The sequence below is a fragment of the Cohnella boryungensis genome (assembly GCF_042651945.1).
In the GTDB taxonomy this organism is placed as follows: Bacteria; Bacillota; Bacilli; order Paenibacillales; family Paenibacillaceae; genus Cohnella; species Cohnella boryungensis.
In genome coordinates this window covers 44,134-68,473 of record NZ_JBHSED010000001.1, presented here as the reverse complement: position 1 = coordinate 68,473, position 24,340 = coordinate 44,134, and the positions used below count along the sequence as shown (strand labels likewise).

General features: G+C 59.7%; 23 protein-coding genes and 1 riboswitch. Of the genes, 2 read left to right on the top strand and 21 right to left on the bottom strand.

The features are described from left to right. Positions 1 to 40: 40 nt before the first annotated feature. The 18 genes from ACFO1S_RS00260 to ACFO1S_RS00175 all read right to left on the bottom strand — a co-directional run bounded on the left by ACFO1S_RS00260 (position 41) and on the right by ACFO1S_RS00175 (position 18,097). Complete coding sequence (locus tag ACFO1S_RS00260) at positions 41 to 625, bottom strand: thymidine kinase (protein ID WP_204604662.1); 585 nt, start codon at positions 623 to 625, stop codon at positions 41 to 43. 93 nt (positions 626 to 718) lie between these two features. Further along, positions 719 to 1,756 carry a Gfo/Idh/MocA family protein gene (locus ACFO1S_RS00255; RefSeq protein WP_204604663.1) on the bottom strand — a complete coding sequence of 346 codons (1,038 nt, stop codon included), beginning with the start codon at positions 1,754 to 1,756 and terminating at the stop codon, positions 719 to 721. A gap of 152 nt (positions 1,757 to 1,908) precedes the next feature. Then, on the bottom strand, positions 1,909 to 2,580 hold the full coding sequence (locus ACFO1S_RS00250; RefSeq protein ID WP_378126018.1) for an SOS response-associated peptidase: 672 nt from the start codon (positions 2,578 to 2,580) through the stop codon (positions 1,909 to 1,911). Positions 2,581 to 2,665: 85 nt separating this feature from the next. Next, the gene (cbiB, locus tag ACFO1S_RS00245) at positions 2,666 to 3,682 is read right to left on the bottom strand and encodes an adenosylcobinamide-phosphate synthase CbiB (RefSeq protein WP_204604665.1); all 1,017 of its coding nucleotides are present in this window, start codon (positions 3,680 to 3,682) and stop codon (positions 2,666 to 2,668) included. A 3-nt stretch (positions 3,683 to 3,685) separates the two neighbouring features. Next, on the bottom strand, positions 3,686 to 4,402 hold the full coding sequence (locus ACFO1S_RS00240) for an adenosylcobinamide amidohydrolase (RefSeq protein WP_204604666.1): 717 nt from the start codon (positions 4,400 to 4,402) through the stop codon (positions 3,686 to 3,688). Positions 4,403 to 4,444: 42 nt separating this feature from the next. After that, on the bottom strand, positions 4,445 to 5,200 hold the full coding sequence (gene cobS / locus ACFO1S_RS00235; RefSeq protein ID WP_204604667.1) for an adenosylcobinamide-GDP ribazoletransferase: 756 nt from the start codon (positions 5,198 to 5,200) through the stop codon (positions 4,445 to 4,447). Beyond that, the gene (locus ACFO1S_RS00230) at positions 5,197 to 5,754 is read right to left on the bottom strand and encodes a bifunctional adenosylcobinamide kinase/adenosylcobinamide-phosphate guanylyltransferase (RefSeq protein WP_204604668.1); all 558 of its coding nucleotides are present in this window, start codon (positions 5,752 to 5,754) and stop codon (positions 5,197 to 5,199) included. Before ACFO1S_RS00230 ends, cobS begins: the two co-directional genes overlap by 4 nt. Continuing rightward, entirely contained in the window at positions 5,751 to 6,884 is a 1,134-nt protein-coding gene (cobD, locus tag ACFO1S_RS00225) for a threonine-phosphate decarboxylase CobD (protein WP_204604669.1), read from the bottom strand. The genes ACFO1S_RS00230 and cobD overlap by 4 nt, the downstream gene beginning before the upstream one ends. Then, on the bottom strand, positions 6,881 to 8,494 hold the full coding sequence (locus ACFO1S_RS00220) for a cobyric acid synthase (protein ID WP_204604670.1): 1,614 nt from the start codon (positions 8,492 to 8,494) through the stop codon (positions 6,881 to 6,883). Before ACFO1S_RS00220 ends, cobD begins: the two co-directional genes overlap by 4 nt. Continuing rightward, positions 8,491 to 9,552 (bottom strand): nicotinate-nucleotide--dimethylbenzimidazole phosphoribosyltransferase, encoded by a 1,062-nt coding sequence (gene cobT / locus ACFO1S_RS00215; RefSeq protein WP_204604671.1) that lies wholly within the window; start codon positions 9,550 to 9,552, stop codon positions 8,491 to 8,493. The genes ACFO1S_RS00220 and cobT overlap by 4 nt, the downstream gene beginning before the upstream one ends. Next, on the bottom strand, positions 9,527 to 10,333 hold the full coding sequence (locus ACFO1S_RS00210) for a heme ABC transporter ATP-binding protein (RefSeq protein ID WP_204604672.1): 807 nt from the start codon (positions 10,331 to 10,333) through the stop codon (positions 9,527 to 9,529). Before ACFO1S_RS00210 ends, cobT begins: the two co-directional genes overlap by 26 nt. Then, a complete protein-coding gene (locus tag ACFO1S_RS00205; protein ID WP_204604673.1) occupies positions 10,330 to 11,388 on the bottom strand; it encodes a FecCD family ABC transporter permease in 1,059 nt (352 codons plus the stop codon). Before ACFO1S_RS00205 ends, ACFO1S_RS00210 begins: the two co-directional genes overlap by 4 nt. Positions 11,389 to 11,390: 2 nt before the next feature. Then, the gene (locus ACFO1S_RS00200) at positions 11,391 to 12,410 is read right to left on the bottom strand and encodes an ABC transporter substrate-binding protein (RefSeq protein ID WP_204604674.1); all 1,020 of its coding nucleotides are present in this window, start codon (positions 12,408 to 12,410) and stop codon (positions 11,391 to 11,393) included. Between the two features lie 186 nt (positions 12,411 to 12,596). After that, positions 12,597 to 12,783, bottom strand: a riboswitch (cobalamin riboswitch). A gap of 130 nt (positions 12,784 to 12,913) precedes the next feature. Continuing rightward, complete coding sequence (locus tag ACFO1S_RS00195; RefSeq protein ID WP_204604675.1) at positions 12,914 to 13,756, bottom strand: DegV family protein; 843 nt, start codon at positions 13,754 to 13,756, stop codon at positions 12,914 to 12,916. A gap of 135 nt (positions 13,757 to 13,891) precedes the next feature. Beyond that, entirely contained in the window at positions 13,892 to 15,331 is a 1,440-nt protein-coding gene (locus ACFO1S_RS00190) for a nicotinate phosphoribosyltransferase (protein ID WP_204604676.1), read from the bottom strand. Between the two features lie 20 nt (positions 15,332 to 15,351). Then, a complete protein-coding gene (locus ACFO1S_RS00185) occupies positions 15,352 to 15,900 on the bottom strand; it encodes a cysteine hydrolase family protein (protein WP_204604677.1) in 549 nt (182 codons plus the stop codon). Between the two features lie 65 nt (positions 15,901 to 15,965). Further along, positions 15,966 to 16,739: an NUDIX domain-containing protein gene (locus tag ACFO1S_RS00180; RefSeq protein WP_204604678.1), complete on the bottom strand. Its 774-nt coding sequence runs from the start codon at positions 16,737 to 16,739 to the stop codon at positions 15,966 to 15,968. Between the two features lie 83 nt (positions 16,740 to 16,822). Continuing rightward, on the bottom strand, positions 16,823 to 18,097 hold the full coding sequence (locus ACFO1S_RS00175; RefSeq protein WP_204604679.1) for a methyl-accepting chemotaxis protein: 1,275 nt from the start codon (positions 18,095 to 18,097) through the stop codon (positions 16,823 to 16,825). 157 nt (positions 18,098 to 18,254) lie between these two features. Between ACFO1S_RS00175 and ACFO1S_RS00170 the strand changes: the two genes are divergently transcribed. Then, positions 18,255 to 19,109, top strand: coding sequence for a metallophosphoesterase (locus tag ACFO1S_RS00170; RefSeq protein ID WP_378126014.1), 855 nt, complete (start codon positions 18,255 to 18,257; stop codon positions 19,107 to 19,109). Positions 19,110 to 19,241: 132 nt separating this feature from the next. Here ACFO1S_RS00170 and efeB read toward each other — a convergent pair whose 3' ends face one another. From efeB to ACFO1S_RS00155, 3 genes are read right to left on the bottom strand one after another with little or no spacing between them, the layout of a single operon-like run. After that, on the bottom strand, positions 19,242 to 20,495 hold the full coding sequence (gene efeB, locus ACFO1S_RS00165) for an iron uptake transporter deferrochelatase/peroxidase subunit (protein ID WP_204604680.1): 1,254 nt from the start codon (positions 20,493 to 20,495) through the stop codon (positions 19,242 to 19,244). 24 nt (positions 20,496 to 20,519) lie between these two features. After that, positions 20,520 to 21,710 carry an iron uptake system protein EfeO gene (efeO, locus tag ACFO1S_RS00160; RefSeq protein WP_204604681.1) on the bottom strand — a complete coding sequence of 397 codons (1,191 nt, stop codon included), beginning with the start codon at positions 21,708 to 21,710 and terminating at the stop codon, positions 20,520 to 20,522. A gap of 24 nt (positions 21,711 to 21,734) precedes the next feature. Continuing rightward, positions 21,735 to 23,213, bottom strand: coding sequence for an FTR1 family iron permease (locus ACFO1S_RS00155; protein WP_204604682.1), 1,479 nt, complete (start codon positions 23,211 to 23,213; stop codon positions 21,735 to 21,737). Positions 23,214 to 23,438: 225 nt separating this feature from the next. On the opposite strand from ACFO1S_RS00155, the gene ACFO1S_RS00150 reads away from it, so the two are divergent. Next, a complete protein-coding gene (locus tag ACFO1S_RS00150) occupies positions 23,439 to 24,326 on the top strand; it encodes a metal-dependent hydrolase (protein WP_204604683.1) in 888 nt (295 codons plus the stop codon). The last annotated feature ends 14 nt before the right edge of the window (positions 24,327 to 24,340 follow it).

Sequence of the window (24,340 nt, the reverse complement as noted above, 5' to 3'; positions counted from 1 at the left end):
AGAAAAGAGGGAGGACTCAACGCGTCCTGCCCTCTATCGGTTATTTGCTCTGGAAGGCTCCGTTGTAGCAGCGCCTGCACACAGGCTTGTAATCCTCATTGCCTCCGACCTGGAACTGCTCGCCCTCGTTCACGGGCACTCCATCCTTAAAGCGAATGACCATCGTCGCTTTGCGATCGCAATACCAGCAGATCGTTTTGATTTCTTCGATTTTGTCCGCATAGACGAGCAGATTGTAGCTGCCCTCGAACAGCTCGTTCTGAAAATCGTTTTTGAGCCCGAACGCCATGACCGGAACATTCAGCTCGTCGACGACCCGGGTCAGCGCCACGATATGATGCTTCTTCAGCCACTGCGCCTCGTCCACCAGCACGCAGTAGTATCGTCCCGATTGGGCAAGCTGCGCCTGAACCGCCTCATAGAGATCCATATCCTCGTACACGGGGATGGCGGGGCGGGTAAAGCCCGCTCTCGATCCGACCTTGTCCGAGCCGTTGCGGGTGTCTACGACCGGGGTGAAGATCAGCACCGGCTTGCCCTGCTCCTCGTAATTGTGAGCGACCTTAATAATCTCGAATGATTTCCCGCTGTTCATCGTTCCATATTTAAAATACAACTGTGCCAATGCGCTACCTCCGCCGTGAAGTTGATCGATAGCAATCATTATACAACAGTTGGTGCGGACGCAATAGGGAAGCTTGTCCGTGCCGCGCGATAATTAGGCCAGCAGATCGGAAATGAAAATTTTCCGTCCGGTTCTGGAGCTCTCGATCGCTCCATGCACCATCGCCATGCTGTACAGGTTGTCCCGGCAGTCCGTCTCCGAACGGCGGCCCGCCTTCAAAGCGCCGAACATCTCATCCAGGCAGCTTTCATGGAACGGCTTCTCCTGCGGCGGAGCTTCGACCTCGACTCGCGTCAGTTCGCGCATGAACTGCCCTTCTTTCCTGTCCGGAACGACAACCTCCGCATAAGGACTTCCGACGCCGTCCCATACAATCGTGCCTTTCTCGCCGTTCACCCGCCATTGCGCCTCCCAGGAGGTCGGCGCGCCTTCCGCGCACCAGGAGCCCCGATAGCAGAACACCGATCCGTCCGTCATTTCGAAGATGCAAACGGCTGCGGCCTGTCCGCCGTACCAAGAGCCCGCCGGGTTAAACTCCTGACAATAGACGGACACGGGATCTGCGCCAAGGATAAGCCGCGCCTGGTCGAACGTGTGGATCGCCATATCGAGCAGCAGCGGGCTATCCATCGTTTCGCGAAAGCCGCCGAAATGCGGGGCGAGGAAAAAGTCGGCCCCGACGTAGCCCGGTCTGCCGATGGTTCCGTTCTCGATCATCCCTCTCAAGGCGCGAATACGCGCGTCGAAGCGCCGATTCTGCATGACGGAATGCGCGCGGCCGGTCATGTCGGACACCCGGATGATATCCCGGCAATCCGCAATCGTCTCCGCCAGCGGCTTCTCCGCCATGACGTCGCACCCGAGACTCATTGCGGCAGTCGCAACGGCATGATGGCTTGCAGGTATCGTCACGTCGAACACCAGATTCGCCCCGGACTCCTGGATCGCCTGTTCAACGCTCGTATAGGTTGCGCAGCTCAAGCCGTGCCTCGCGGCCATCGCTTGCGCATGCTCGGGATATAGATCAACCAGCGCTACGATCTCCGCATCCTCGCGGCTAAGCGCATATTTCACCCACGTATTCGCCATGCCTCCGCAGCCCGCGATCGCAATTCGATAAGCTTTCGTCATCTGCAACTCTCCTCTGTCGTGTCTGTTCGGAATTCCGCGCTATGGCGTTGTGCCGGGCGCTCTTCATTCCAGTATACGATTTAAGCCGAATGCGCAACAACAACAAAAACGGCTCAGCCGCTCGGAGTCGGCTGAACCGGTCGTCGGTTCTCCTATACTTTAATAAGCGCCATCGACGGGTGAACCTCCTCGATGCAATCCGGCGTTTCCCAGGTTTTATTCTCGACGGAAGGCGTAACGGGATAGAGTCGGAAATCCTCGTCCTCCAGCGAGCGGAGGGCTGATTGCAGAACCTCGGCTCTCGTCTCCTGCGGGTTCAGCCACAGCTCGATAGCCGACTCGTCCATCACGACCGGCAGCGGCCTGTCCGTGCCTAGGGCGTAGCCGGAGTCCCTTGTAATCACGGTGCACATGGGCGATTCGTTTCGCTCCGAATCGCGCCAGACGTCATAGATCGCAGGCATCGCGAACAGCGGCCGGGTACGGTGGACGACACGCCAGACGCTCTTCGTGCGGCCTTCCGTCTTCCAGATATAGAAGCCGCTGCAGGGTACAACGCAACGCTTCTTGGCCAGCATATTCCGCAAGTATCGCCGATCGCCCAGCGTATCCACATCCGCATTGATCGAGCTTTTGCCCCAGTAGGGCATTAGACCCCAGCGATGCAGATTCAGGCAACGCTCCTCTCCGACCCTCTCGATGATGGGAATCTGCTGGGTCGGCGAAATATTGTAGCGCATGAAGTACGGGACGCGAACGGCATCGATTCGAAAGCCCTCCGTCAGCTCCGCCAGTTCCGCTGTCAACGAATATCGATCACACATATTTTCATCAGCTCATTCCCGAGAATTTATCCTTCTCAGTGTGAGCGAACGCGAGGTAAATTATGTATAAAGAATCGGCTTATCCTCACAACAAGCAGACGGCCAAGCCGGCAAGCCCGATTCCGGCCAGCAGGAACAACCCGGAGCTGGCATACATAATCGCGACGGTCAAGCGGATATGACGGGCTTCCAGCGGAAACAGCGGATCGCCCATTCTTGCCCGGTCGGAGGCGACTCCCTTGTAGTAGTTCAGACCGCCCAGTTGAATGCCAAGGGCACCGGCGACGGCCGATTCGGGAAAGCCGCTGTTGGGACTCGGGTGCAGACGGGCGTAACGGCGGACGGAGCGGAGCGCCTCTCGCGAACGCAGCCGCAGCAGCCAGGCCGCCGCCGCGATCGCGAAGGCGGACAGCCGGGCGGGAATCCAGTTCGCAGCATCGTCGAAACGGGCGGAAGCCCAGCCAAGCTGCGCATACTTCTCGTCCCTGTAGCCGACCATCGAATCCAGCGTATTCGCCGCCCGGTAAGCCATCGCAAGCGGTGCGCCCCCTATCAGCGCATACAATAGCGGCGAGAGAATGGCGTCGACGATGTTCTCCGCTACCGTCTCCACCGCTCCGCGCGTAATCTCGGCCTCGTCAAGCTCCTCCGTATCTCTGCCGACGATCATCGACAGGGCTTGCCGGGCTTCCGGCAGGCGGTTCGTCTGAAGGAGTCTCCAGATGTCCGTTCCGGCGTCGCCCAGCCCTCTGGCCGCAATCGTCGTCGAGACGAGCCAGGCCTCCGCACCGTAGGCGAGCCACGGATGCAGGCGATAGAGCAGCAGAAGCAGCAGCCAGGTAAGCGCGAACGCGCCGCCGACCAGCAGCAGCGGGAAGCCGATCCCCGCCAGCTTCAAGGCTCTCTGCTGCGCCGACTGTCCGGGAGGCAACCGCCAGCCGGCCACTCGCAGCACAACCCGACTGGCGGCGATAGCGCGCAATCGCGGCTCCAGCTTGCCGATGACGTATCCCATGCCAACGACGGGATGAGGCAGCATTCGGGGATCGCCGACCGCCAGGTCAATCAGAAAAGCACATAGTACAATGGCGATTTCCAGCATGGGCTACGGCTCCTTTGCGGTCGAAACGGCTTCATATACGGCTTCATATACGAGTCTACCGATTGCATTGCCGATGGTCGTCGCCGCTCCCGCATAGCGATGGGGAGCTGCTGCGTAGACATCCGACTGGCTAACGGCGATGAGTACGGCATCGGTCGTGGTGCCCGTCGCGACAGCCTCGTGGCTGCGATCGGGAACGCGAAGATCCGCGAACGCCGCGCTCTTCGCTTCCGTCGCGCTAATGACGGCATTCACCATCGCGCTTTCCGTCATTGCGCCGTCGATCAGAATGAGCAGGTTAACCGTGCCGGGCTCGTAGGCCGGGAAGGTCTCGCGCGCCAGGCCCGCCCGCGCGGCATTGCCCGTACCCGCCGAAGCGCACACCAGCAGCTTATAAGCGTCCCCGGCTTCCTCCTTGAAGGAGGAATGCGTGATATGCGCCGCCGTCTGAAGGCCGACTGCCGTCGAAGGCTCGTACCCCCAGCCTCGGAGCGCCTCAAGCATCATCGCTGCCGGATCGGAGCAATCGTAGTCCAGCGGCACCTTCCAATTGACGAAATGACTCCCGCTGCCCGCGCCTCCCCGATAAGGAGCGTTGCTGACCGTATGGTAGCTTCTGTCCCCCGAGATTCGAATATGGTCCTTCTTGTATTCTATCAGCAGCTCCGGCCATAAAGGGGAACGGTATTGCGGCGCTCCGCCGCGAAAAGGCTGGGTCATGAACATGCCTCCCGTGAAGTGATTCGCAGGCTGTATTCCGCCTCACGACAGATGAATATGGGATAGAAGGAGGGCCAGCAGGGCCAACGTCTCCGCGCCTTCGATTAAAGCTCCGTAGACGTCGCCGGTGAAGCCGCCAAGCTTGCGCATAATGGACAGCCCGAACAGCCAGGCCGCCGCCAGGACAAGCGCTAGCACGAGCAGGCCTTGCCAGCCTGCCATTGCGAAAGCGACCGCGCCTAGGAGGAGGCCGTTGAACGCCAGAACGGGTCCCGTTACGCCTTGCCGCAGATCGCTGCCCAGTCCCTTTTCCTTAATATAAGGAAAGACGCGCATCGCCAGGAGCAACGCGCCTCTGGCCATGGCGGGAACAAGCGGCAGACAAGCGACTGCCCCGGACACCGCCAGGTGATAGACGGCCGCCGTCTTGAGCAGAAGAAGCACGATGGCAGCCACGACCCCCATTGCGCCTACCCGGCTGTCCTTCATAATCTCCAGCGCCCGCTCTCTGCCGCGCTGACTGCCAAGTCCGTCGGCCAGATCCATCCAGCCGTCGAGATGAAGCGCTCCGGTCGCATAAATCCAGAACGCCACGGTGAGCGTCGCGGCGACGGCTGCGCCCGAGCCTGTTCCGAAGCCCAGCTTGGCCAGCTCCATAACAAGCCATACGGCCAGACCGATCAGCAATCCGATCAGCGGATAATAACGGGGGCTTCTCTCCCACCCCTCCAGCGTCTGCCCTTTCTTCGGCACGGGAAAACGCGTCAGGAACCCGACGGCCTGCCAGAACGCGCTCATCCCTTCAGCCTCCAGGGCAGGCCGCTCACGACAGCCACGACTTCATCCGCGGCCGCCGCGACCTGCTGATTCGCTTCGCCGACGACATCCTGGAACCAGCGTCCAAGCGGAGTCATGGCGACGCCGCCCCAGCCGACCTCGTCGGTGACAAGGATCGCCGCGCGCAGCCCCGGCAGGCGACGCAGCTGGTCGAGGTAGGCCGCAACCTGCTCCCTGACGGTATTGGTTGTCTCCGCATCCCTGCAACGGTCTTCCGGCACGGCCATGAGGCGATTGCCGATCCACGCCGACAGCGTATCGAGCAGAACGACGTCATATCCGGCATATGCGGCCGCAGACAGCTCATGCGCCGCTTCGAGCGTATCCCACTCGGCGGGGCGGCGCGTCCGGTGCGCGTCGATGCGCGCGTCCATCTCTCCGTCGTACCGCAAGCCCGTTGCGACGTAAAGCACTCTAGCCTTAGAGGAGCCTGCGGCGGACCGCTCGCCGGCAAGCCGCTCGGCGTAGGCGCTTTTGCCCGAACGGACTCCGCCGGTGACCATTACGATATTCATCGTCCTTCTTCCCTTCTGCGCCGATCGATATTCGCGAGCGCGCTCATCAGGCGTTCATTATCCGCCCTGCCGCGCACGGCGATGCGAATGTCCCGCTCGGTAAGCCCTTCGTATCTTGCGCAGCTGCGAACCAGAATGCCTCGCGGCCCCAGAGCGCCCTGCAAGTCCGCTGCCGTCCAAGCTTCCGACGTCCGAACCAGCAGGAAGTTCGCTTCCCCGCTCCACGTTCGCCAGCCGAGCCGATCGCCGATCTCCTTCCGCAGGAACGCCCTCTCCGTCGCAATCAGCTCGCGCGTGCGGGCTTCATAGTCGGCCAGCTCGGGCTGCAAGCAAGCCTGTCCGGCCAAGAGCGCCAGCCCGTTCACGCTCCAGGTGACCTGCTTGCGCGCCATTCGTGCGATCAGCGCCGGAGCGGCGACCGTATAACCCAGCCTCAAGCCTGGAATCGCGTAAAATTTCGTCATGGAGCGGATGAGCAGAACATGCGGATAGTCGCGCAGCTCAGGCAGGAGCGTTGCGCGCTCTTCGGCAGGGATGAAGTCGATGAACGCTTCGTCCACCGCGACATACGCGGAGCTGCGTGCCGCCAGCCGGACAATCTCGCGAAGCTGCTCCAAGGAATAGGTCATACCCGTGGGATTGTTCGGATGGCCGACAAACAGCAGATCGACTTCTTCCAGCAGTTCCTCCAGCTCGTCGGCATTGGCCCGAAAGCCGTTTTCTTCCTTCGCGACGACGGTGCGCACCTCCGCTCCGTAATCCGCCGCCAGCTGGGCGTATTCCGAGAAGCAGGGGGCGATGACGCCAGCCTTCCGAACGCCGAGTCCGGCTAGCGCCAGAGCCATGCATTCCGCAGCTCCGTTGCCGATCAGCAGCTCCTCCTCGGCAACCTTCAGCGTATCCGCCAGCAGCCGCTTAAGCTCGCGATGACCCGGATCGGGATAATTCACGATCGCGGCCAGACCGTCCCGCAGCGCCGCAAGCGCTTGAGGCGGCGGCCCGAGAGGATTGATGTTGGCGCTGTAATCCAACCACTCGCCCGGCGCAATATCGAATCGTCCGGAAGCGGTCCATAGATCGCCTCCGTGACCGTAAGGCTCCATCAGCGTCGCATCTTCCTTGCCGTTCATCCTTGTCCCTCCGCTTCCAGGTTCATCATTCGATACAGCCTGTCCACATCCACATGACGGCGGACATGATCGGCCAGACGATCGAATTCGTCCTCCCGCAAGCGATTGAACGCCAGCCCGCCCGCCAGCGGCTCCCAGCCCTTCGCCCTGCGAACCGCATTCAGCCAGTCGCGGCGGAAGTCATCGTTATGTAAAATGCCGTGAATATAAGTGCCCCAGACTCTGCCGTCCTCCGTACGAGCCCCTTCCGCGTGCAAGGCGTCGGACTCTCCGGTATCGTTCCTGACCGTCGCGATGTCCATCGGATGCTCCACCTGACGCAAGAAGGTCGTTCTCCCCATATGAATCTCGTAGCCTTCGATCCTGATTCGCGCAGACTCCCGCTCGGGCGAGCCAGCTTGGCTTTCCCAGCCTGTCGCCCGTCCGGCGACGCGTTCCGTCCGCTTGTCCCGGGCGAACACCGTCTCCATCGGAAAAATCCCCAGACCCGGCACACTGCCCTGCTCCGATTCGACGCCCTCCGGGTCCGACAAGCGCTCGCCGAGCATCTGGTAGCCTCCGCATATGCCGACCAGCCAGCCGCCGCGCTCCCGATGGGCGCAGACCAGCCGATCGAGTCCCGTTTCCCGCAGGAACAGCAGATCCTCCGCCGTGTTTTTGCTTCCCGGCAGCAACACGATATCCGGCGCTCCGAACTCCTCGCCTCGGGTCACGTAGCGCACGGCCGTGTCCTTCTCGGCGAACAAGGGGTCGATGTCGGTGAAGTTCGCCCAGCGGGGAAAACGTACGACCGCCACATCGAGCTGCCCCTCCTCCCGGTTCGGGGACGCCCTGCGGAACGAGAGCGAGTCCTCCGACTCCAGCTGCAGCCCTTCGATATGGGGAACAACGCCGATAACCGGCTTGCCCGTGCGCTTCTCCAGCCAGTCCAGACCGGGCTGAAGCAGCGCAAGGTCGCCTCTGAACTTATTAATGATGAATCCCCCGATGCGATCCCGCTCCTCCTGCTCCAGCAGCTCCAGCGTGCCGACGATGGACGCGAATACGCCTCCCCGATCGATATCCGCGACCAGAACGACCGGAGATTCGGCCCAGGCGGCCATCCGCATGTTCACGATATCCCGATCCTTCAGGTTGATCTCGGCGGGACTTCCCGCCCCTTCCAGCACGACGATATCGTATGCTCCGCGCAGTCTCCGGAAGGCTTCGCGCACGATTTCGCCCGCCTCCGTCAAATATTCATTGCGGTATCGAAACGCATCCATCGTTTTGTACGGCTTGCCGTGCACGACTACCTGCGAGGCTCTGTCCGAGGAAGGCTTCAGCAGAATCGGATTCATGTCCGTCGTCGCCGCAATGCCGCAGGCATCGGCCTGCATCCCCTGCGCGCGGCCGATTTCCTTGCCGTCCGGCGTGACATAGCTGTTGAGGGACATATTCTGCGATTTGAACGGAGCGACTGCCCAGCCGTCCTGAACGAAAATGCGGCAGAGGGCGGCGGTAAGCACGCTCTTGCCGACATCCGACGCGGTGCCTTGCAGCATGAGCGCTCGCGCAAGCCTCACGCCTTGTGCGGTGTCTCCTGCTCTTCCTTGACGGAGGGCCGTCATGCCTGCGACACCCCCGCGCTTTCGAAGGTCGCCATCTCCCGCATGATTCTGCCTGCGGCATCCAGGAAATGAAAGCACAGCACCGCCCCTGTTCCTTCTCCGAGGCGCATGTCCATATGAATCATCGGCGCCAGGCCGATCGTCTCCAGCATCCCGCCGTGACCTTGCTCCAGCGACCTGTGGGAAGCGATCATATACGGCAGGCACTCGGGCGCAAGGCGGCCGGCAACCAACGCGGCGGCCGAAGAAATGAAGCCGTCGATCACGACTAACGAGCGATGGGCTGCCGCGCCCAGAATGACGCCGACCAGTCCGGCAATCTCCAGACCGCCGAGCTTCGCCAGAACGTCGAGCGCGTCGTTCGGATCCGCCCGGTTCGCTTCCAAAGCGCGTTCGACGACGCTCCGCTTATGCAGCAGCCTCGCATCGTCGATGCCGGTGCCGCGCCCGACCGCTTCCTCCGTCTTCAGCCCGCCAAGCGCGACAAGCAGCGCCGCGCTCGGCGTCGTGTTGCCGATGCCCATTTCTCCGGTAGCGAACACTCGGGTTCCCCCGGCCGCAAGCTCGGCGACAACCTCGTAGCCGACGGCAATCGCCGCCTCGGCCTCCTCCCGGCTCATCGCCGGCCCCCGGGCGATATTTCCCGTTCCCCGGCGAATCTTCTTGGAGACGAGGCCCGGGTGGCTTAGATCCGCGTTTACGCCGATATCTACGCAGACGACCTCTGCGCCCGCATGTCTGGCAAGCACGTTAACCGCTGCGCCGCCGTTCAGAAAATTAAGCACCATCTGCGGCGTAACCTCGGCGGGAAACGCGCTGATTCCCTCTTCGCATACGCCATGGTCTCCGGCCATGACGATCACGGCCTTCCGCGACAGGTCGGGAAGCGGCTCGCCGGTAATGCCCGCCGCTTGCCTAGCCACCGCCTCCAGCTTGCCCAGACTCCCCGGAGGCTTGGTCAAGCTGTCCAGACGCGCCTGCGCCTCCTCCATCGCCCGAAGGTCCAACGGTTGAATCCGATCCCTTATTTCTTTAATCCCGTTCGGAGCTATTGCCATCGTTCGTTCGCCTTCCTCTCAACAAGATTTGCGGAACTCCGCTGTCCGGATGATCCAGCACGATCGGCTCCGTACCGTACACCTGCTGCACGAGGCCGGAGGTCAACACCTCTCCCGGCGCGCCCGAGGCGGTCGCCTGGCCTTCGTGAAGCACGAGCAGCCGGTCGCAATATTGGGCTGCCAGATTGAGATCATGCAGCACCGCCACGACGGTTAATCCGTATTCGCGCCTCCAGCTTTGAACGTAATCCATCATCTGTACCTGGAACCCGATATCCAGGTAGGTCGTAGGCTCGTCCAGCATCAGCACGCGAGGCTCCTGCACCATCGTCTTGGCGAGCGCGACCCGCTGGCGTTCGCCTCCGCTCAGCTCGCCGACCAGCCGAGACGCCAGCCCTTGCAGCTCCAACTGCTCCATCACTCTGCGAATGACGGGCTCAGGGTCGCTTGCCTCTCCGCCAAGCCAGCGCTGGTAGGGGAATCGCCCCATCTCGACAACTTCCCGAACCGTATAGCCCACGGCCGGCAGCGCCTCCTGCTGCAGCACCGCAATCCGTCGCGCCGTTTCCTTGCGGCTGTACTCGCGGATCGCTTTGCCTTCCAGCAGCACCTCGCCGGATGCGGGAGACTCGATTCCGGACAGCAGCTTGAGCAGGGTCGACTTGCCGCTTCCGTTCGGACCGATGATGCCGAAGAAATCGCCGGCCTCCACCCGAAGATCGATCTGGCGCAATACCTCTCTTCCCCCGATTCGATAGCTTAACCGCCGCGCTTCGATCATGTCCTTGCCTCCCCGCCTCTCGTTTTTCTTTTCCATAACAAATAGGCGAAAAAGGGCGCGCCGATAAACGCGGTCACGACGCCCAGCGGAATTTCCTTCGGGTTAAGCGCCATTCGGGCAATCGTATCCGAAGCCAGCACGTAGATGCCCCCGACTACGGCGGATACCGGGATGACGATCCGGTTGTCCGGGCCCGTCACCAACCGCACGAGATGCGGAACGACCAGCCCGACAAACCCGATTACGCCGGAGACGGAGACGGCCGCAGCGGTCATCAGCGTCGAGACGACAAGCACGATCAGCTTCGTCCTCTGTACGTTGACTCCCAGATGCATCGCTTGACGCTCGCCCAAGGCGAACAGATTCAATTCGCGGCTCATTGCAATCAGCACGACTGCGCCGAGCAGCATGTAAGGAAGTACGATAAGCGAATAATTCCAGCCCCGCATGGAAAGGCTGCCCATGAGCCAGTAGACGATTTCGTTGACGACGTTATTGGAGAGGGAGACCATGAAGGAAACCAACGAGCCGAAAAAGGCTTGAATCACGACCCCGGAAAGAATCAGCGTCTCCAGTTCCATCCTGCCCTTATGATAAGCCAGCCGCAGAACGAGAAACAGCGTAATCAGCCCCGTCGCGAACGACACGGCCGGTATGGTCAATTGTCCGATCCACATCTGCAGACCGAACAGAATGACGAAGGCCGCCCCGACCGAGGAGCCTGTCGCCACCCCCAGCGTATACGGGTCCGCAAGCGGATTGCGCAGCACCGCTTGAAATCCGGCGCCCGCCAGCGCCAGCGCCGCGCCTACCAGAACGGCAAGCACGACCCGGGACAAGCGCACCTTCGTAATAATCGTCTCGTCCGGGTCGTCTATGCCATCCGTGGCCGGATGCAGATTGAACAGCGTATCGGCGTAAGGCACCTGATGAAGCAGGATGTTCCATACTTTGCCGATGGGTACGTTCGCTCCGCCAAGGGAAAGACTCACGATAATCGAACAAAGGAGGAGCGCTAAGGCTCCTCCCATATACATCGTTAATTTGCCGCGCATCCTTATTTCACCTTATCGGGATGGATCGCTTTCGCCATTTCATGCAGTACTTTGGTCAGACGCGGACCGACCCGGCTGATCGAGTTGTCGTCCACCGGGAACAGCTGCTTGTTCTTCATCGCATCGATGCGGTCGAAACCCGGACGCTCCTGAATCGCCTTCAGAATGCCAAGATCGAACTCATCGTTGCTCGCATAAATAATGACTGCCGGGTTGGCTTTAATGACCGCCTCCGGATCGACTTCGAACCAGCCGGACTTCTCCTTCGAGATGTTGTCTCCGCCCGCGAGCGTAAGCACCTCGTCCATATATTCGCCGCTGCCGACCGTCCAGCCCGGGGAGAACTCCATGTACACCTTCTTCGGGGTTACGCCTTGAAGGGCGTCAGTTACTTGCTTGAGCTCCTCGCGCATCGTGGCGGTGACTTCGGCCGCGCCGGACTGAAGGTCCAGAATCTGTCCGACCGTCTCGATCTTCTCCATCACTTGCTCCAGCGTCTTCGGATCGCTGGCGAACACCTTCACGTTCAGCTTGCGCAGCTCCTCGACTACCTGGGATTGTATGCCGCCGTTGGCGAACACCACATCGGGCTTAGCAGCCAGCAGCGCCTCCGTATTCGTCTTCAGATCGCCAACCTTCTCGATGGCCTTCGCTTCCTCGGGGTAATCGCTGTAATTGTCGACGCCGACAACCTTGGCTCCTGCGCCGATCGCGAACAGCGTTTCCGTCTCGCTCGGAGCGATGGCCACGATTCTCTCCGGCGCTTGCTCGAACACGACGTCGGTGCCGGTGCTGTCCTTCAGCGTCAGGGGATAGACGGTTTTCTCTGGCGCGGGCGATTCCTCCGCGGCGCCGGACGCGGACGGCGAGGCGCTCGGCGAAGCCTGAGTCGCCGCCGGCGCGGAAGGGCTGGCGCTTGGCGTAGCCGCATTGTTGTTGCCGCCGCAGGCCGCGAGGCCGAGCGCGAGCAGCGCAACGAGCGCCCAAGCCCCTATTCTGCTCCATAGACGTGTATTTTTCATAACGATCCATCTCTCCTCTGCATTACTGATTTCTTCTTGAGAGGAGCTTGACCGATTGAACGACCGATACGAGAAACCCTCTCTCCGCGTTCGTCGGAGAGAGGGTTGGCTGACAGGAAAAAGCATGCCTTCGAATCGAAACCGAAGCATTCCCGATTGAGCCGTATCCTTATCCGCGAAGGAGTTCGTCTGCTGCATCCCAAGGCAGGTATCCTGACTGATAGGCTGACGATGCGCCTCGCGCCCTGTCCCGACGGACGGGGCGCGAGGCGATCCCTATTTCACAGTGGCGGGACCGTGCCGGACTTGCACCGGCTTCCCTTTTAACCTTCACGCCCGCAAGCGTCAAGGCACCTTAAGATATTAGAAGTCTATTCAATTGCCGCAAGCTGCCAATCACTTGGAATTATAGCCCTCGGGGCCGGGTATTGCAACAGTTTCCGTCACCGCACTCCGCTCGGCGCAGGGGCTGATCCTGTCTGAAGCGGACTGTAGACGGCGACTCACTCGCTGTAATACGTAAATCCGATCGCGCCGACGCCTGTATGCGTGCTGATGATCGGCGTCGTATGCTCGATGTCGAAGTCGTCGTACCCGGTGAGCGCCCGGACCGCGTCCTTCAGCTTGTCCGCCAGCTCGTAGCCGGCGGCGTGGACGAGCCCTACGCCTTTGATCGCCTTGCCTTTGATGTCCTCCGCGAATGCCTTGGCCAGATAGTCGACAATCTGCGCGCGGGTGCGCACCTTAGCAACGGGCGTGTATTCTCCCCCGTCGAGGGAAGCGATGATTTTGATTTTCAGCAATGAGCCGATCCACGCTCTGCCCTTGCCGATCCGACCGCCCTTGACCAGGTTGTCCAGCGATTCCACGACGACGAACAGCTGCGTGTTCTTGCGGATTTGCTCCAATCTCGCGATGATTTCAGCCATGCTCTTGCCCGCCTTCGCCATCGCGGCCGCCTCCAGCACCTGGAAGCCTAAAGCTTTCGTGATGTACCTCGAATCGACAACGGTAACCTTCGTATCCGTCATCCCGGCGGCCATCTCCGCAGACCTCACCGTGCCGCTCATCTCTCCGGTCATATGGATGGACAGAACCTCGCTTCCGTCGCTTCCAAGGCGGTCATACACCTCCAGAAAAGCGCCTGCGGACGGCTGCGAGCTTCTGGGAAGCTCCTTGGCCGCCTGCATCATATCGATAAATTCCGTGGGCGTAATGTCCACCCTGTCTAGATAAACCTGATTATCGATGCATAAAGACAACGGGACGATCTCCACGCCGTACTCTCGTAATATCTCATCCGACAAGTCGACGGTCGAATCCGTCACCACTTTGATCCTGCTCAACGGGTTTTCCTGCTTTCCGATTCTAAGGATGTAAGACTCGCTATTCTAGTAGTCTACCATTCCCGGCAGCACGACCGCAAACGCCGCTCAGAGAAGCGGGGCCCCCGGCCCTCGCTCCCCTCAGCGACTGAATTTTTATATATGCTGGCGAATGAGCCTGTCCTTCAGTTCGAGGAAGGCCGGACTGAAATTCACGCGATATTGCTCCGGATTCAGCTTGCGCAGATGCTCGGGCCAGAACTGGGTCAGCTGCTGCTCGTGATAGCTGCGGATCTCCTCAAGCTTCGGCAAGGCGTACACCAGCTCTCCTTCCCGAAAAATCGGAGTCAGCAGCGGCAGCGCCTCATAGTTGTCGACGCGCTTGAACCGATGGCGATGCAGCGGGTCTACCAGCTCGACGGGCTTTCCTGCGCAGATGTCCTCATCGTCGGGCAACGTCATATAGTCCGCTTCCGCCATGCCCGTCTCGCGGTTTACGATCCGGTATGCCTCTTTCATGCCCGGATTCGAGATTTTCTCCGGATTACCCGAAATTTTGATCACCGGTTCGAGCTTGCCGTTCTTCTCCCGGGCTACCAGCTTGTAGACGCCGCCAAGCGACGGCTGGTCGAATGCGGTAATGAGCTGGGTGCCTACGCCCCATGCATCGATCTTCGCTCCTTGCGCCTTCAATTCCGCAATGATATTCTCGTCGAGATCGTTCGACGCCACGATGCTCGCCTCGGGAAAGCCCGCCTCGTCCAGCATCGCCCGGGCGCGCTTCGACAGATACGCCAAGTCGCCGCTGTCCAGCCGGATGCCGCGCAATCGCTTTCCCTGTCCGGCAAGCTCGCGCGCAATCCGTATCGCGTTGGGAACGCCGCTCTTTAAGGTGTCGTACGTATCGACCAGCAAGGTTACGTGATCCGGCATCGCTCTCGCGTACTCCCGAAAAGCGTCCTCCTCGCTGTCGTGACCCTGCACCCACGCATGCGCGTGCGTTCCCGATGTCGGGATGCCGAAGCGCATGCCCGCCCGCATATTCGAGGTGGCGTGGAAGCCGGCGATATACGTCGCCCTCGCCCCCCAGATTGCGGCATCCGCTTCCTGGGCGCGTCTGGTGCCGAACTCCAGCAGCTTATCCTGCGGAGCGACCTGCTTGATTCTCGACGCCTTCGTCGCGATCAGCGTCTGGTAGTTCATGAAATTCAACAGCGCCGTCTCGATCAGCTGCGCTTCGAATACGCGGGCTTCCACCCGCACCAGCGGCACGTTCGGAAAGACCAGCGTGCCTTCCGGCACCGCATGAATGCTGCCCGTAAAGGCGAAGCTGCGCAGCTCCTCCAGAAACCGCTCCTCGTAGTTCTCCTCCTGAGTGCGCAAGTAACGAATCTCCTCTTCGCCGAAGGCCAATCCTCGCACGTATTCCACGATTCGCTCCAGCCCCGCGAACACCGCGTAGCCGTTGCCGAAAGGCAGCTTGCGGAAATACGCCTCGAACACCGCTTTCTCGTTCAGAGTGCCTCTCTTCCAATGCGCGTACATCATATTGATCTGATATTTATCGGTATGAAGCGTCAGGCTCTCGCTGCTCATGCTGTCGTTCTCCTTTCGCCTTATTCTGCGTAATCCGCGACGACCGTGGCTCCCAGAACGCCCTCGAAATGTGTCAATGCCCACTCGTGACCGACCGCGTTGAAGCTGGCGACGGCATCTCTGTGCACGATAACGCGAAAGCCTTTGTTGTAGGCGTCCACCGCCGTGTGCAGCACGCAAATGTCGGTGCATACCCCGATCAGATGCAGCTCCTCGATGCCCCGCTCCCGCAGCTTAAGCTCCAGGTCGGTTCCGCAGAATGCGCTGTATCTTGTCTTGTCCATCCAATAGGCCTGTCGTCCTTCTGCGGCGTACCAGGCGTCAAGCTGTCCATACAGACGTCTACCCTCGGTTCCCCGAACGTTGTGCGCCGGAAACAGCCGCGTCTCGGGGTGATACGGATCGCCCTCCTCGTGCAGATCGACGGCCAGCACGACCCAATCTCCCCGTTCGCCGAACCGGCGCGCCAGTTCGACCACTCTCCGCTCGATGTCGATGCCCGGCTGACCGACGGGCAGCTTGCCGACGACGAAATCGACCGTGTAATCAATCACAATTAATGCCTTCATGTGAACACCTCATATCTTTATGTTAATAATATTAATTAGACAATATCAAAAGCCATAAAAACCTCTTAGCTGTAAATGGACAGCTTCGGGCGATAATTCGTAAACCGGTACAGCTGCGCCGCCCGCTGGGAATAGCGATTGGACAGCTTCAGGTCTCCGTCCGAATCCCTCGCTTCTTCCAGTATACCCTTGCGGCTTTGCGTCGACGTAATTTTGCGGATAAAATTTTTCTCCTCGAATTCGGGCACGACCGTCTCGATCACCTGGTACAATTCGCTGATCGTGAACTCCTCCGGAAGAAACTGCTTGGCGATCGTCGTCGTCAGCATCTGCTCCTGAATTCGCGCCAGCGCGTCGCGAAGAATGGCGCCGTGGTCGAAGCTGAGGGACATCTCCAGTGCCTGCGCCACCGGAAACAGCTTCACGTCAGCGGCGTCGTCGTTCGCTCTTCGTCTTGCCAGCCTCGTCTCGTTCACGAGCGCGAAGAAGGCATGGGATATCATCCACCCTCGCGGGTCTCGTCCCGGCTCGCTGTAAGCGTTGAAGTACTCCAGATGGATATCCTCCACGCCCGTCTCCTCCAGAAGCTCCCTTTGCGCGCATTCGCGTAACGTCTCGGACTCGGAGCAGAAGCCGCCCGGCAATGCCCACATGCCTTCGAACGGCCAGTTTTTCCGTCTAATCAACAGCACCTGCAATTCCCGATGCGGGAGAGATTTCTTGGCGGATTTGCGCTCTTCGGAAGCGATGGTGAAAATAACGATGTCGGCAGGCGCGCCGTCGGGCGTCCGATATCGGCCGGATGAATAGTTCGATGCGTTCTCCCTCTCTTGGTTCATGTCGCTCGCCTGCCTCTCTCATAATTTCGATTTGATATTATCAATATGAACTTATTGAAGGGAAAAGTCAAGGCTCTTCCCCATCAAGAGCGAAAATAATCGGCCTTGCTTCTCAGTTCAAGCGATTTCGAACGAAGGGCATCCGTGGATGCGGCGATTTCCTGCATGACCGAGGTTTGCTCCTGGGAAGCGGAAAATACCTGCTGGGCGCCGACGCGGATTCGATCAGCCACCGCGGCAACCTGCCGCGCTTCATTGAATTGCTCGGTCGCTTGCATCGCCTGCCGGGACAGATCGTTGGCCATCGTCTCCACGATATCGACGACAAGCTGAGCTTCCTCGTTCACCACGCTGAAAGCGACGGCGAACCGTTCGCCCTTCTCCGCTTCCTGCTCGGATACCTCGTACTGTGAACGGATATGGCCGACAGCGCGGCCCACCTCTTCCTGGATTTGCTTGATAAGCCCGCGAATCGTCTGAACCGATGCGGCGCTCTCGTCCGCCAACGCCTTAACCGCTTGCGCAACCACCTCGAAGCCTCTGCCCTCTTCCCCCGCCCTTGCCGCTTCAATCGAAGCGTTCAAGGCGAGCAAGTGGGTCTGATCTGCGATATCGCCGACAACGTCCGAAATCTTGCCGATCTCATGCGCATGACCGCTGAGCTTGGCCACCACGTCCATCGCTTCCTTGTTCAACGCCGACAGCTGGCGCATTCCGCCGATGAGAGAGCGGAATACTTCCTCGCTCTGCTTCGCCGCGCGATTCATCTCTCCCGCCCGCGCACGCGCCCCTGCGGCTTCCTCGCTCATCCGGTCGGCCGCGGCCGACAGCGCCTCTGCATCCTCCCGCAAGCGATCGGCCGATTCGGACTGCGCTTGCGTCCCGGAAGTAATCGCTTCCGATTCGTTCGTCATTTGTTCGATCTGACCTGCAGCCTGTCCGATCGCCCCTTGCAGTTCCTTCACATGGGCGTCCGTCAATCGCGTATTATCCTTGATGCCGTCGATAATCGTTCTAATCTGCTCCAGCATTTGCTCGAATGCCTGGCCCAGCGCCTGCATCTCGTCGCCGGAGGAATGCTCGGCGACTTTGACGCGAAGGTTGCCGGTCGCCGCTTCCTGCGCGGCTTGGGTCAGCGACAGCAGCGGCTTGAGCAGCCACTTGGCGGCGAAATATCCGAACAGCCCGGTCCAAAATATGCCAAACGCCAAAGTCAGGACGACGAACAGCCATCCCGGCATAAAATCGAACATATCCTTTAATACCAGCAGAAAAAAAGCGCTCGTGCCGTAGGTTACTGAAGAAGCAACCGTTATGCCGACCACCATTTTCTTCACGATGCCGAATTGCGTACTCATGCGGTTCTTCCCTCCGTAACCCTCTGAATGTCATTTTCATTGAAGCATGCCCTGAGGATCGTAGCTGTGATCATTGTCACATTGTGTCGGCAGCTCTTGGCCGCTTTATCCTCTCTGCGCACCATGGTACATTATAATAGGAAAGGGGATGGCTTCTGTGGAAATCGCGTGGATGGCGCTGGCCTTGCTGGCCGCCGCTTCATTGAGCGCATACGGGCTCTTCGGCGAGCGAGGCAGAATCGGTGTTACCCGGCACGAAATTCGTTCTCCCCGCATACCTGAAGCCTTCGACGGCAGAACGATCCTGCAGTTCAGCGACACCCACATCGGACCCTATTATTCGCTTGACAGACTCAAGCGGCTAACAGTCGAGATCAATGCTCTGGAGCCGGACATCGTCGTATTCACCGGAGATCTGCACGATGCCGGCCGCCGCGACACGCTCGGGCGTTACGATCCTGCGCCCATTCTCGCCGAAATTGAAGCCAGACTGGGCAAGTATGCCGTCTACGGCAACCACGATTTCGGCTTCGCCAGAAATCTGCGCTCCTCCGGCTCCTTCCTCGCAAGAGGAGGGTTCAGCGTCCTTCTTAACTCGGTTGCCCTAGTCTCTCTGCCCGGAGGAGAATCCATAGCCATCGCCGGGCTCGACGATTACGTGCTCGGCAGGCCCGATGCCGCCAATACGCTGTCCGGGCTGCAGGGTGAGCGATTTCATATCCTGCTGGCCCATGAGCCCGACGTTGCCGACCGGTTGATCCGTTATCCGATCGATCTCCAATTGTCGGGGCATAGTCACGGCGGTCAAGTGTCCCTGCCCTTCATCGGTCCTCTCGTTACAACTCCTCTCGGCCGCAAATACATCAAGGGAATGCACCTAATCGGAGAACGTTCGAGGAAAAATCGGCCTTACGTGCTTTACGTCAACAGAGGGATCGGCACGACCCGGCTCCCGCTGCGCCTGGGCTCCGTGCCCGAGCTTTCCTTGTTTACTCTGCGACACGACAAGTAAATTGGCTCCCCCGTCCTTGGGGACGGCGGCACACGTTATGTAACGAGCAATGCGAGAAAGGATAGGAAGCGGTATCCTATCCTTTCTCGCATTGACAAAAAGGCGAATAGCTCGCGCTATCGCCTTCTGATCTTACGCTTCCAACAAGCTCTGTCCGATGTACTGGCCTTCCCGCAAGCCGCCGGGACATGCAAACATTCCGCTGGCAATGTGAACGGCGTATTCGTTCAGCGCGTCTCGGCTCTGCATCAGCTTCAGCATCGGAATCAATTGCTCTTCCGGATTTCGCTGAAAGCTGACGAACAGCAAGCCTGCGTTGACGTTGCCGGTTCGCTGGTCTACGCCGTCCGTATAGGAATAGCCTCTGCGATGGATGAGCCGCTTCGACTCCTTCGCCAGCCGCACATGGGCGTCGATCGGCATCTGGGCGGGATCGGCGGTATCGAACTCGCCTTTTTTGCCATAAGCGGCTCCCGACTCCTTATATCTCCCGAACGTGTCCTCCTGGTCGGCCAGCGAGGAGCGATCCCACACCTCCAGAAGCATCCGGATTTTGCGATAGGCCATGTAGGTTCCGCCGCGCATCCATTCCGGTTCGCTCGCTCCCGCCCAGACGACATCCCGATACCCTTCCGCCGACTGGTGCAAGGCGTTGGCCGTGCCGTCCTTGAAGCCGAACAGATTGCGCGGGGTTTGTCCCGCCGGTCCGCCGCTGATGAAGCCCTCTTGCAGCCAATTGACCGTCGCCAGACCGGTCGAGAGACGAATGAAATTGCGCACGGCGTGGAACGCCACCTGCTGATCCTCCGCGCACACCTGCACGCATACGTCCCCTCCGGACAGCAGCGAATCCAGGTTATCGCGGGGCATGCGGGGAATATCCTTAAGGTACAACGGCATTTTCCCCGCGATTCCGTAGCGGTCCTTCCCATCCTGACGGAAAAAGGTCGGTCCGAAGCCGAACGTCGCCGTCAGCCTCGCTGCGGGCAGATCCAGCGTTTCTCCGGTGTCGCTTGGCGGCAGCAAAGGATTGTCCCCTGTCCTCATTGTCCCTCCCGCGCTGCTCAGATCGGCGAACCTCGTCCAGTCGCGGAGCAGGCGAACGACGGAAGCTCGGTCCGAAGCCGTCAATCGAAAGCTTGCCAAATACATGTACGATTGCTGGGGCGTAATGATTCCCGCCTGATGCTCGCCATACAGCGGAATCGTCGCATCCGGCGCCGAGCTCCCTGATGGGGCTTCCCCGGTCGCCGGCTTGGAAGGGGACACGACCTTCTCGACCGCCGCCATCCCGGAAGCGCCGAGAGCAAGCCCGACGCCTACGGAAGCCGATATTTTCAGAAAGTCCCGGCGCGACATTCCCTGACGCTTGTTTTCGTGATCCATTCGCCTCTCTCCTTCTATCGTTGGCTAGAGGATGCTGGCCGTCTGCGACATCAAATTCGACAGCTGGCTGATCTGATCGCTGATTGCTCGAATCTGCTCCGTTGTCAGCTTGTCGTAGGACACGAACACGCCATCCGTCTGATGCTCGCCCAGCGTCTTCTCCAGCAGCTGGAACTGCTTGTCAAGCTGATCGGCCAGGTCCGTGTTCTTCTCGTTCAGCGCGGGAATAATGGCCAGATAGACGCTCTTCGAGCCATCCACGTTCGCCGCGAAATCGACCAGGTCCGTATGCGAGTAGATTTCCTCTTCCCCCGTGATTTTGGAGATTGCCGCTTCGTTCAGCAGCTCCATTGCGCCGGCGACCATCGCCTTAGGCTCCAGCTCAAGCGTCTTGACCTTCGCAAGCAATTCCTCGGTATCCTTCACGAGAAGATCGGCGTAGGCGTCCATGCCCTCCATCGAGTTGTCGAGCCAGAGCGCTTTTTCAATCCGATGGAAGCCGCTCCACGTGTTTTCGTCCTCGACGTCGGCCAGCCGGGCGTCGATTCTCGGGTCGAGATCCCCGAAGCTTTCGGCAATCGGCTCGATGTTCTCGAAGAACACCCGCGCCTTCGGATATTCCAGCTTCGCCTTCTCCGCGTCACCGGCCTTGACGGCCTCCACGAAGACTTTCGTCTGGCTGACCAATTGCTCGGCTTGCTCTTCGACATAGGTTTTATAATTCGCTACCGCCTTCTCCAGCAGCTCGGACGTCGTTCCCGTCGTTTCCTTGGCGTTCAGCAGAGCCGCGAGCGCGCCTTGCAGCTTCTCCGCCGTCACCTTCAACGAATCGAAATCCACCTTATCGTAAGCGGAAGCTGAGAAAATCGGCATTTCGTATTTCTCGACCTCGGTATATTCCAGCGGGAACGTCTGGCGCACGGAATTCTCGTATGCGAGCCATGCGTCGTTGATCGCCTTGCCGAGCCGCTTCACTTCGGCCGCATCCTGCTTCTCGATCGCCTCCTGAAGCTTCTTCGTTTCCTCCTGCAGCTTTATCGTCCCCTCCTGAATCGGGCTCAGTTCAGGCGATGCGGACGCAGTCTGGGATGAGGACGGCGACGCTGCGGCCTGGGAAGGCGTTGCGGAGGTCTTTTCTTCGTTATTTTGTCCGCAGGCGGCGAGCACCAGAGCTGCGGCAAGAATCATGCCGGTCCATTGAATCGTTTTCTTCATTTCCGATTTCCTCCATTAATTCGCTTAGGTTTTGGCCGTAAATCTCTGCCGGACGAGAACGCCGACAGCAATCAGAACGAACAACAATTGCGGCAAGGTGCTGTACCAGGACGGGTACAGGCTTAAAGCGCCGTATTCCGGCAAATATTCGTGTACAGCGGACGGAACGATGCCTGCCATCTGCAGGCTATGAATGCCCGAGCCCATAAACTTGAAGCACAGATAGAATACGATTGCGCTGGACACAAGAAAGACCGGGCGGATCGGAAGACGGTTCCCCAGCTTGATCATTACGACCGCGCAGATGCCCAGAATCCCGAATCCGGCGGCAATGCCTCCGGTCAGCTCTCCGACGGACATTTTTCCGGCCATGCCGATCAAGAAGATCACCGTCTCCAGCCCTTCCCGAACGATTGCGAAGAAGGCCAGCAGAGCGAGCGACACCATCTTCCCGCTGGTCAGCGCCTGATTGCTCTTCGAGCGCAGAAACTTCGTCCAGCGCTGCACATCGGCGTTACGGTGGAGCCAGTAGCTGACGTACAGCAGAAGCAAGCTCGCCAGCACCCCCGTCCAGCCGTTGATCAGCGAATTGTTCTGCCCGAAGGCGCTGGAGGAGAGCAGAAACGCCACGATGAAGCCGACGACGATACACAGCAGCACGCCGGCCGAAGTGCCTCCGACGACCCAGCGCTTCGCCGCCTTCGAGGCCGATTTGCCGGCGTACATGAGAAGCGTTCCGACGACCAGAAGCGCTTCAATGCCCTCCCGCAGCGGAATGAGCGCCGCGTCCCACCAGGAGTATTGGGCATCGATCAGCGGGGTCAGGGATTGGATCATACGCTCGGCAATCGGGCGCGCCTGATCCCGCTTCTCCTCTCCGGACAGATAGGCGTCCATCAGCACGAGATCGCGCTCGGCATTGTTGTAAACCGTCTGCGATTGACTGACGACATCGCCCTCCACCGACAACCATTGGCGTTGAAGCAGCTTGACTTCGACTTGCGCTTCTTGCCAGCGCTCTGCAGTCATCAGGTCTGCGGCGCGACGAAGCTTCATCACATACGTGCCCAGCGTCATCCGCTGCTTGCCGGCGTTGTCCTTGAAGGCGCCGTCCGCATAATTCTGCAGGGAAATCCGCAGAGCGCCCGCTTCTTCCTCCGCTTGACGCGTTTCCTTATTCAGGAACGCCAGGGACAGACTCGCCATCTGACGGTCGATCTCCAGCGACATGTCCAGCGACTGCTCCTTGACCGTCTTCTTGTTCGCGTTCCACCATTTCTTGATCAACCCGAACGATGCGGCAGCCTGATCCCTATTGCCCGACTCCAGCTCGGCGATCATTTCGTCGGCGTGGGCGACCGCCGAACCGATATCCGCATCGGAGACAACCGCTGCATATACCGAGGAGGCGAAGCCCAACGCAGGCAACAGCAGCGCACACGCAAGCAGCAGCGGCACTGCCGCACCTATAACCCTCAGCTTCGGTCGACTTATGACCGACACGTTGACGCCCCCTTGCCGTTTCGGCTTTCACCGTTTGTTATTGATAATCATTCTCAAGACAATAAGTAATTATAGACATATCATTAGGGAGAGTCAATGGACGTTTTTAGAACTTCTCCCGGTTTTCCCCGGCTGCTGCCGCGCTCGACAGTTGGACGTTGCTTCTTAAGCCGATGTCGGCGATGATAGAGGAAGAAGATTCGCGGCGAAAGAAGGGGCTAGAGCATGGATTATATTACCCATACCCTGTTCGGAGTGGCCATCTATGGAGCGCTTAATAAAATTGACATGAACGCACGGACCAAATGGGCGTTGCTGGGGACGGCGGTCGGATCGAGCGTCATTCCCGACATCGATCTGCAATGGGCTCGCGATGGCGCGAGCTATCTGATGTCCCATAGAGGCATTACTCATTCCTTCGCGATGGTGCCCGTATGGGCGGCTATGTTTTATTTGCTGTCATGGGCGGTGTTTCGCGTCAGGGACTGGCGCCTCTTCGCGACAGCCGCAGGCGGCGTGCTCCTTCACATCGTAAGCGATTGGACGAACGCCTGGGGCACGGGACTGCTAGAGCCGTTCACTTCCCGAAGGTACGCCATCGGCATTATTCCAAACAAGGGTTATGTGTTCTGGATCATGGCGGCCGCCATACTGCCCTTCCTGTTTCTCTACCGCAGCCAGAAGCACCGACAGCGCCTCTTCCGCATGTTCTGGGCCGTCGGAGCGCTTTACGCCTGCTTCCAGATTGCTCATACCGCTTATGTCTATGTTGAATTACAGCGGGACGGGCATGAGCAGGTCGCCATTCGAGCCGATCGCATGCCCGGCGGACTTTCCTACTACGGGATCAAGGAAGAGCAAGCGATCGAAGGCCGGCATGAAATCGGGAAGTCTCCGCAGATCGTCAAAACGTATCGCAACGATCCCATCGATCTCGAGCTGCTGAAGGCTCATCGACCCGCAAGGGATCTGCTGCTGTTCGCCCCGTTCGTGGTCACGCAGGACCTCGGAGACGAGATTCGCGTCTTCGATCCGCGCTTCGAAGGCAGAGTGTCCTTCCTCAACCTGACGCTTCCCAAACCTGACGAAACGGCTGTCACCGGAGCTCCGTAAGCTCCGCGGGACAG

Bases quoted from the DNA above. Each gene is read 5' to 3' on its own strand.
- ACFO1S_RS00255 (WP_204604663.1), bottom strand. From the start codon at position 1,756: ATGACGAAAGCTTATCGAATTGCGATCGCGGGCTGCGGAGGCATGGCG.
- ACFO1S_RS00250 (WP_378126018.1), bottom strand. From the start codon at position 2,580: ATGTGTGATCGATATTCGTTGACAGCGGAACTGGCGGAGCTGACGGAG.
- cbiB (WP_204604665.1), bottom strand. From the start codon at position 3,682: ATGCTGGAAATCGCCATTGTACTATGTGCTTTTCTGATTGACCTGGCG.
- ACFO1S_RS00240 (WP_204604666.1), bottom strand. From the start codon at position 4,402: ATGACCCAGCCTTTTCGCGGCGGAGCGCCGCAATACCGTTCCCCTTTA.
- cobS (WP_204604667.1), bottom strand. From the start codon at position 5,200: ATGAGCGCGTTCTGGCAGGCCGTCGGGTTCCTGACGCGTTTTCCCGTG.
- ACFO1S_RS00230 (WP_204604668.1), bottom strand. From the start codon at position 5,754: ATGAATATCGTAATGGTCACCGGCGGAGTCCGTTCGGGCAAAAGCGCC.
- cobD (WP_204604669.1), bottom strand. From the start codon at position 6,884: ATGAACGGCAAGGAAGATGCGACGCTGATGGAGCCTTACGGTCACGGA.
- ACFO1S_RS00220 (WP_204604670.1), bottom strand. From the start codon at position 8,494: ATGACGGCCCTCCGTCAAGGAAGAGCAGGAGACACCGCACAAGGCGTG.
- cobT (WP_204604671.1), bottom strand. From the start codon at position 9,552: ATGGCAATAGCTCCGAACGGGATTAAAGAAATAAGGGATCGGATTCAA.
- ACFO1S_RS00210 (WP_204604672.1), bottom strand. From the start codon at position 10,333: ATGATCGAAGCGCGGCGGTTAAGCTATCGAATCGGGGGAAGAGAGGTA.
- ACFO1S_RS00205 (WP_204604673.1), bottom strand. From the start codon at position 11,388: ATGCGCGGCAAATTAACGATGTATATGGGAGGAGCCTTAGCGCTCCTC.
- ACFO1S_RS00200 (WP_204604674.1), bottom strand. From the start codon at position 12,410: ATGAAAAATACACGTCTATGGAGCAGAATAGGGGCTTGGGCGCTCGTT.
- ACFO1S_RS00190 (WP_204604676.1), bottom strand. From the start codon at position 15,331: ATGAGCAGCGAGAGCCTGACGCTTCATACCGATAAATATCAGATCAAT.
- ACFO1S_RS00185 (WP_204604677.1), bottom strand. From the start codon at position 15,900: ATGAAGGCATTAATTGTGATTGATTACACGGTCGATTTCGTCGTCGGC.
- ACFO1S_RS00180 (WP_204604678.1), bottom strand. From the start codon at position 16,739: ATGAACCAAGAGAGGGAGAACGCATCGAACTATTCATCCGGCCGATAT.
- ACFO1S_RS00175 (WP_204604679.1), bottom strand. From the start codon at position 18,097: ATGAGTACGCAATTCGGCATCGTGAAGAAAATGGTGGTCGGCATAACG.
- efeB (WP_204604680.1), bottom strand. From the start codon at position 20,495: ATGGATCACGAAAACAAGCGTCAGGGAATGTCGCGCCGGGACTTTCTG.
- efeO (WP_204604681.1), bottom strand. From the start codon at position 21,710: ATGAAGAAAACGATTCAATGGACCGGCATGATTCTTGCCGCAGCTCTG.
- ACFO1S_RS00150 (WP_204604683.1), top strand. From the start codon at position 23,439: ATGGATTATATTACCCATACCCTGTTCGGAGTGGCCATCTATGGAGCG.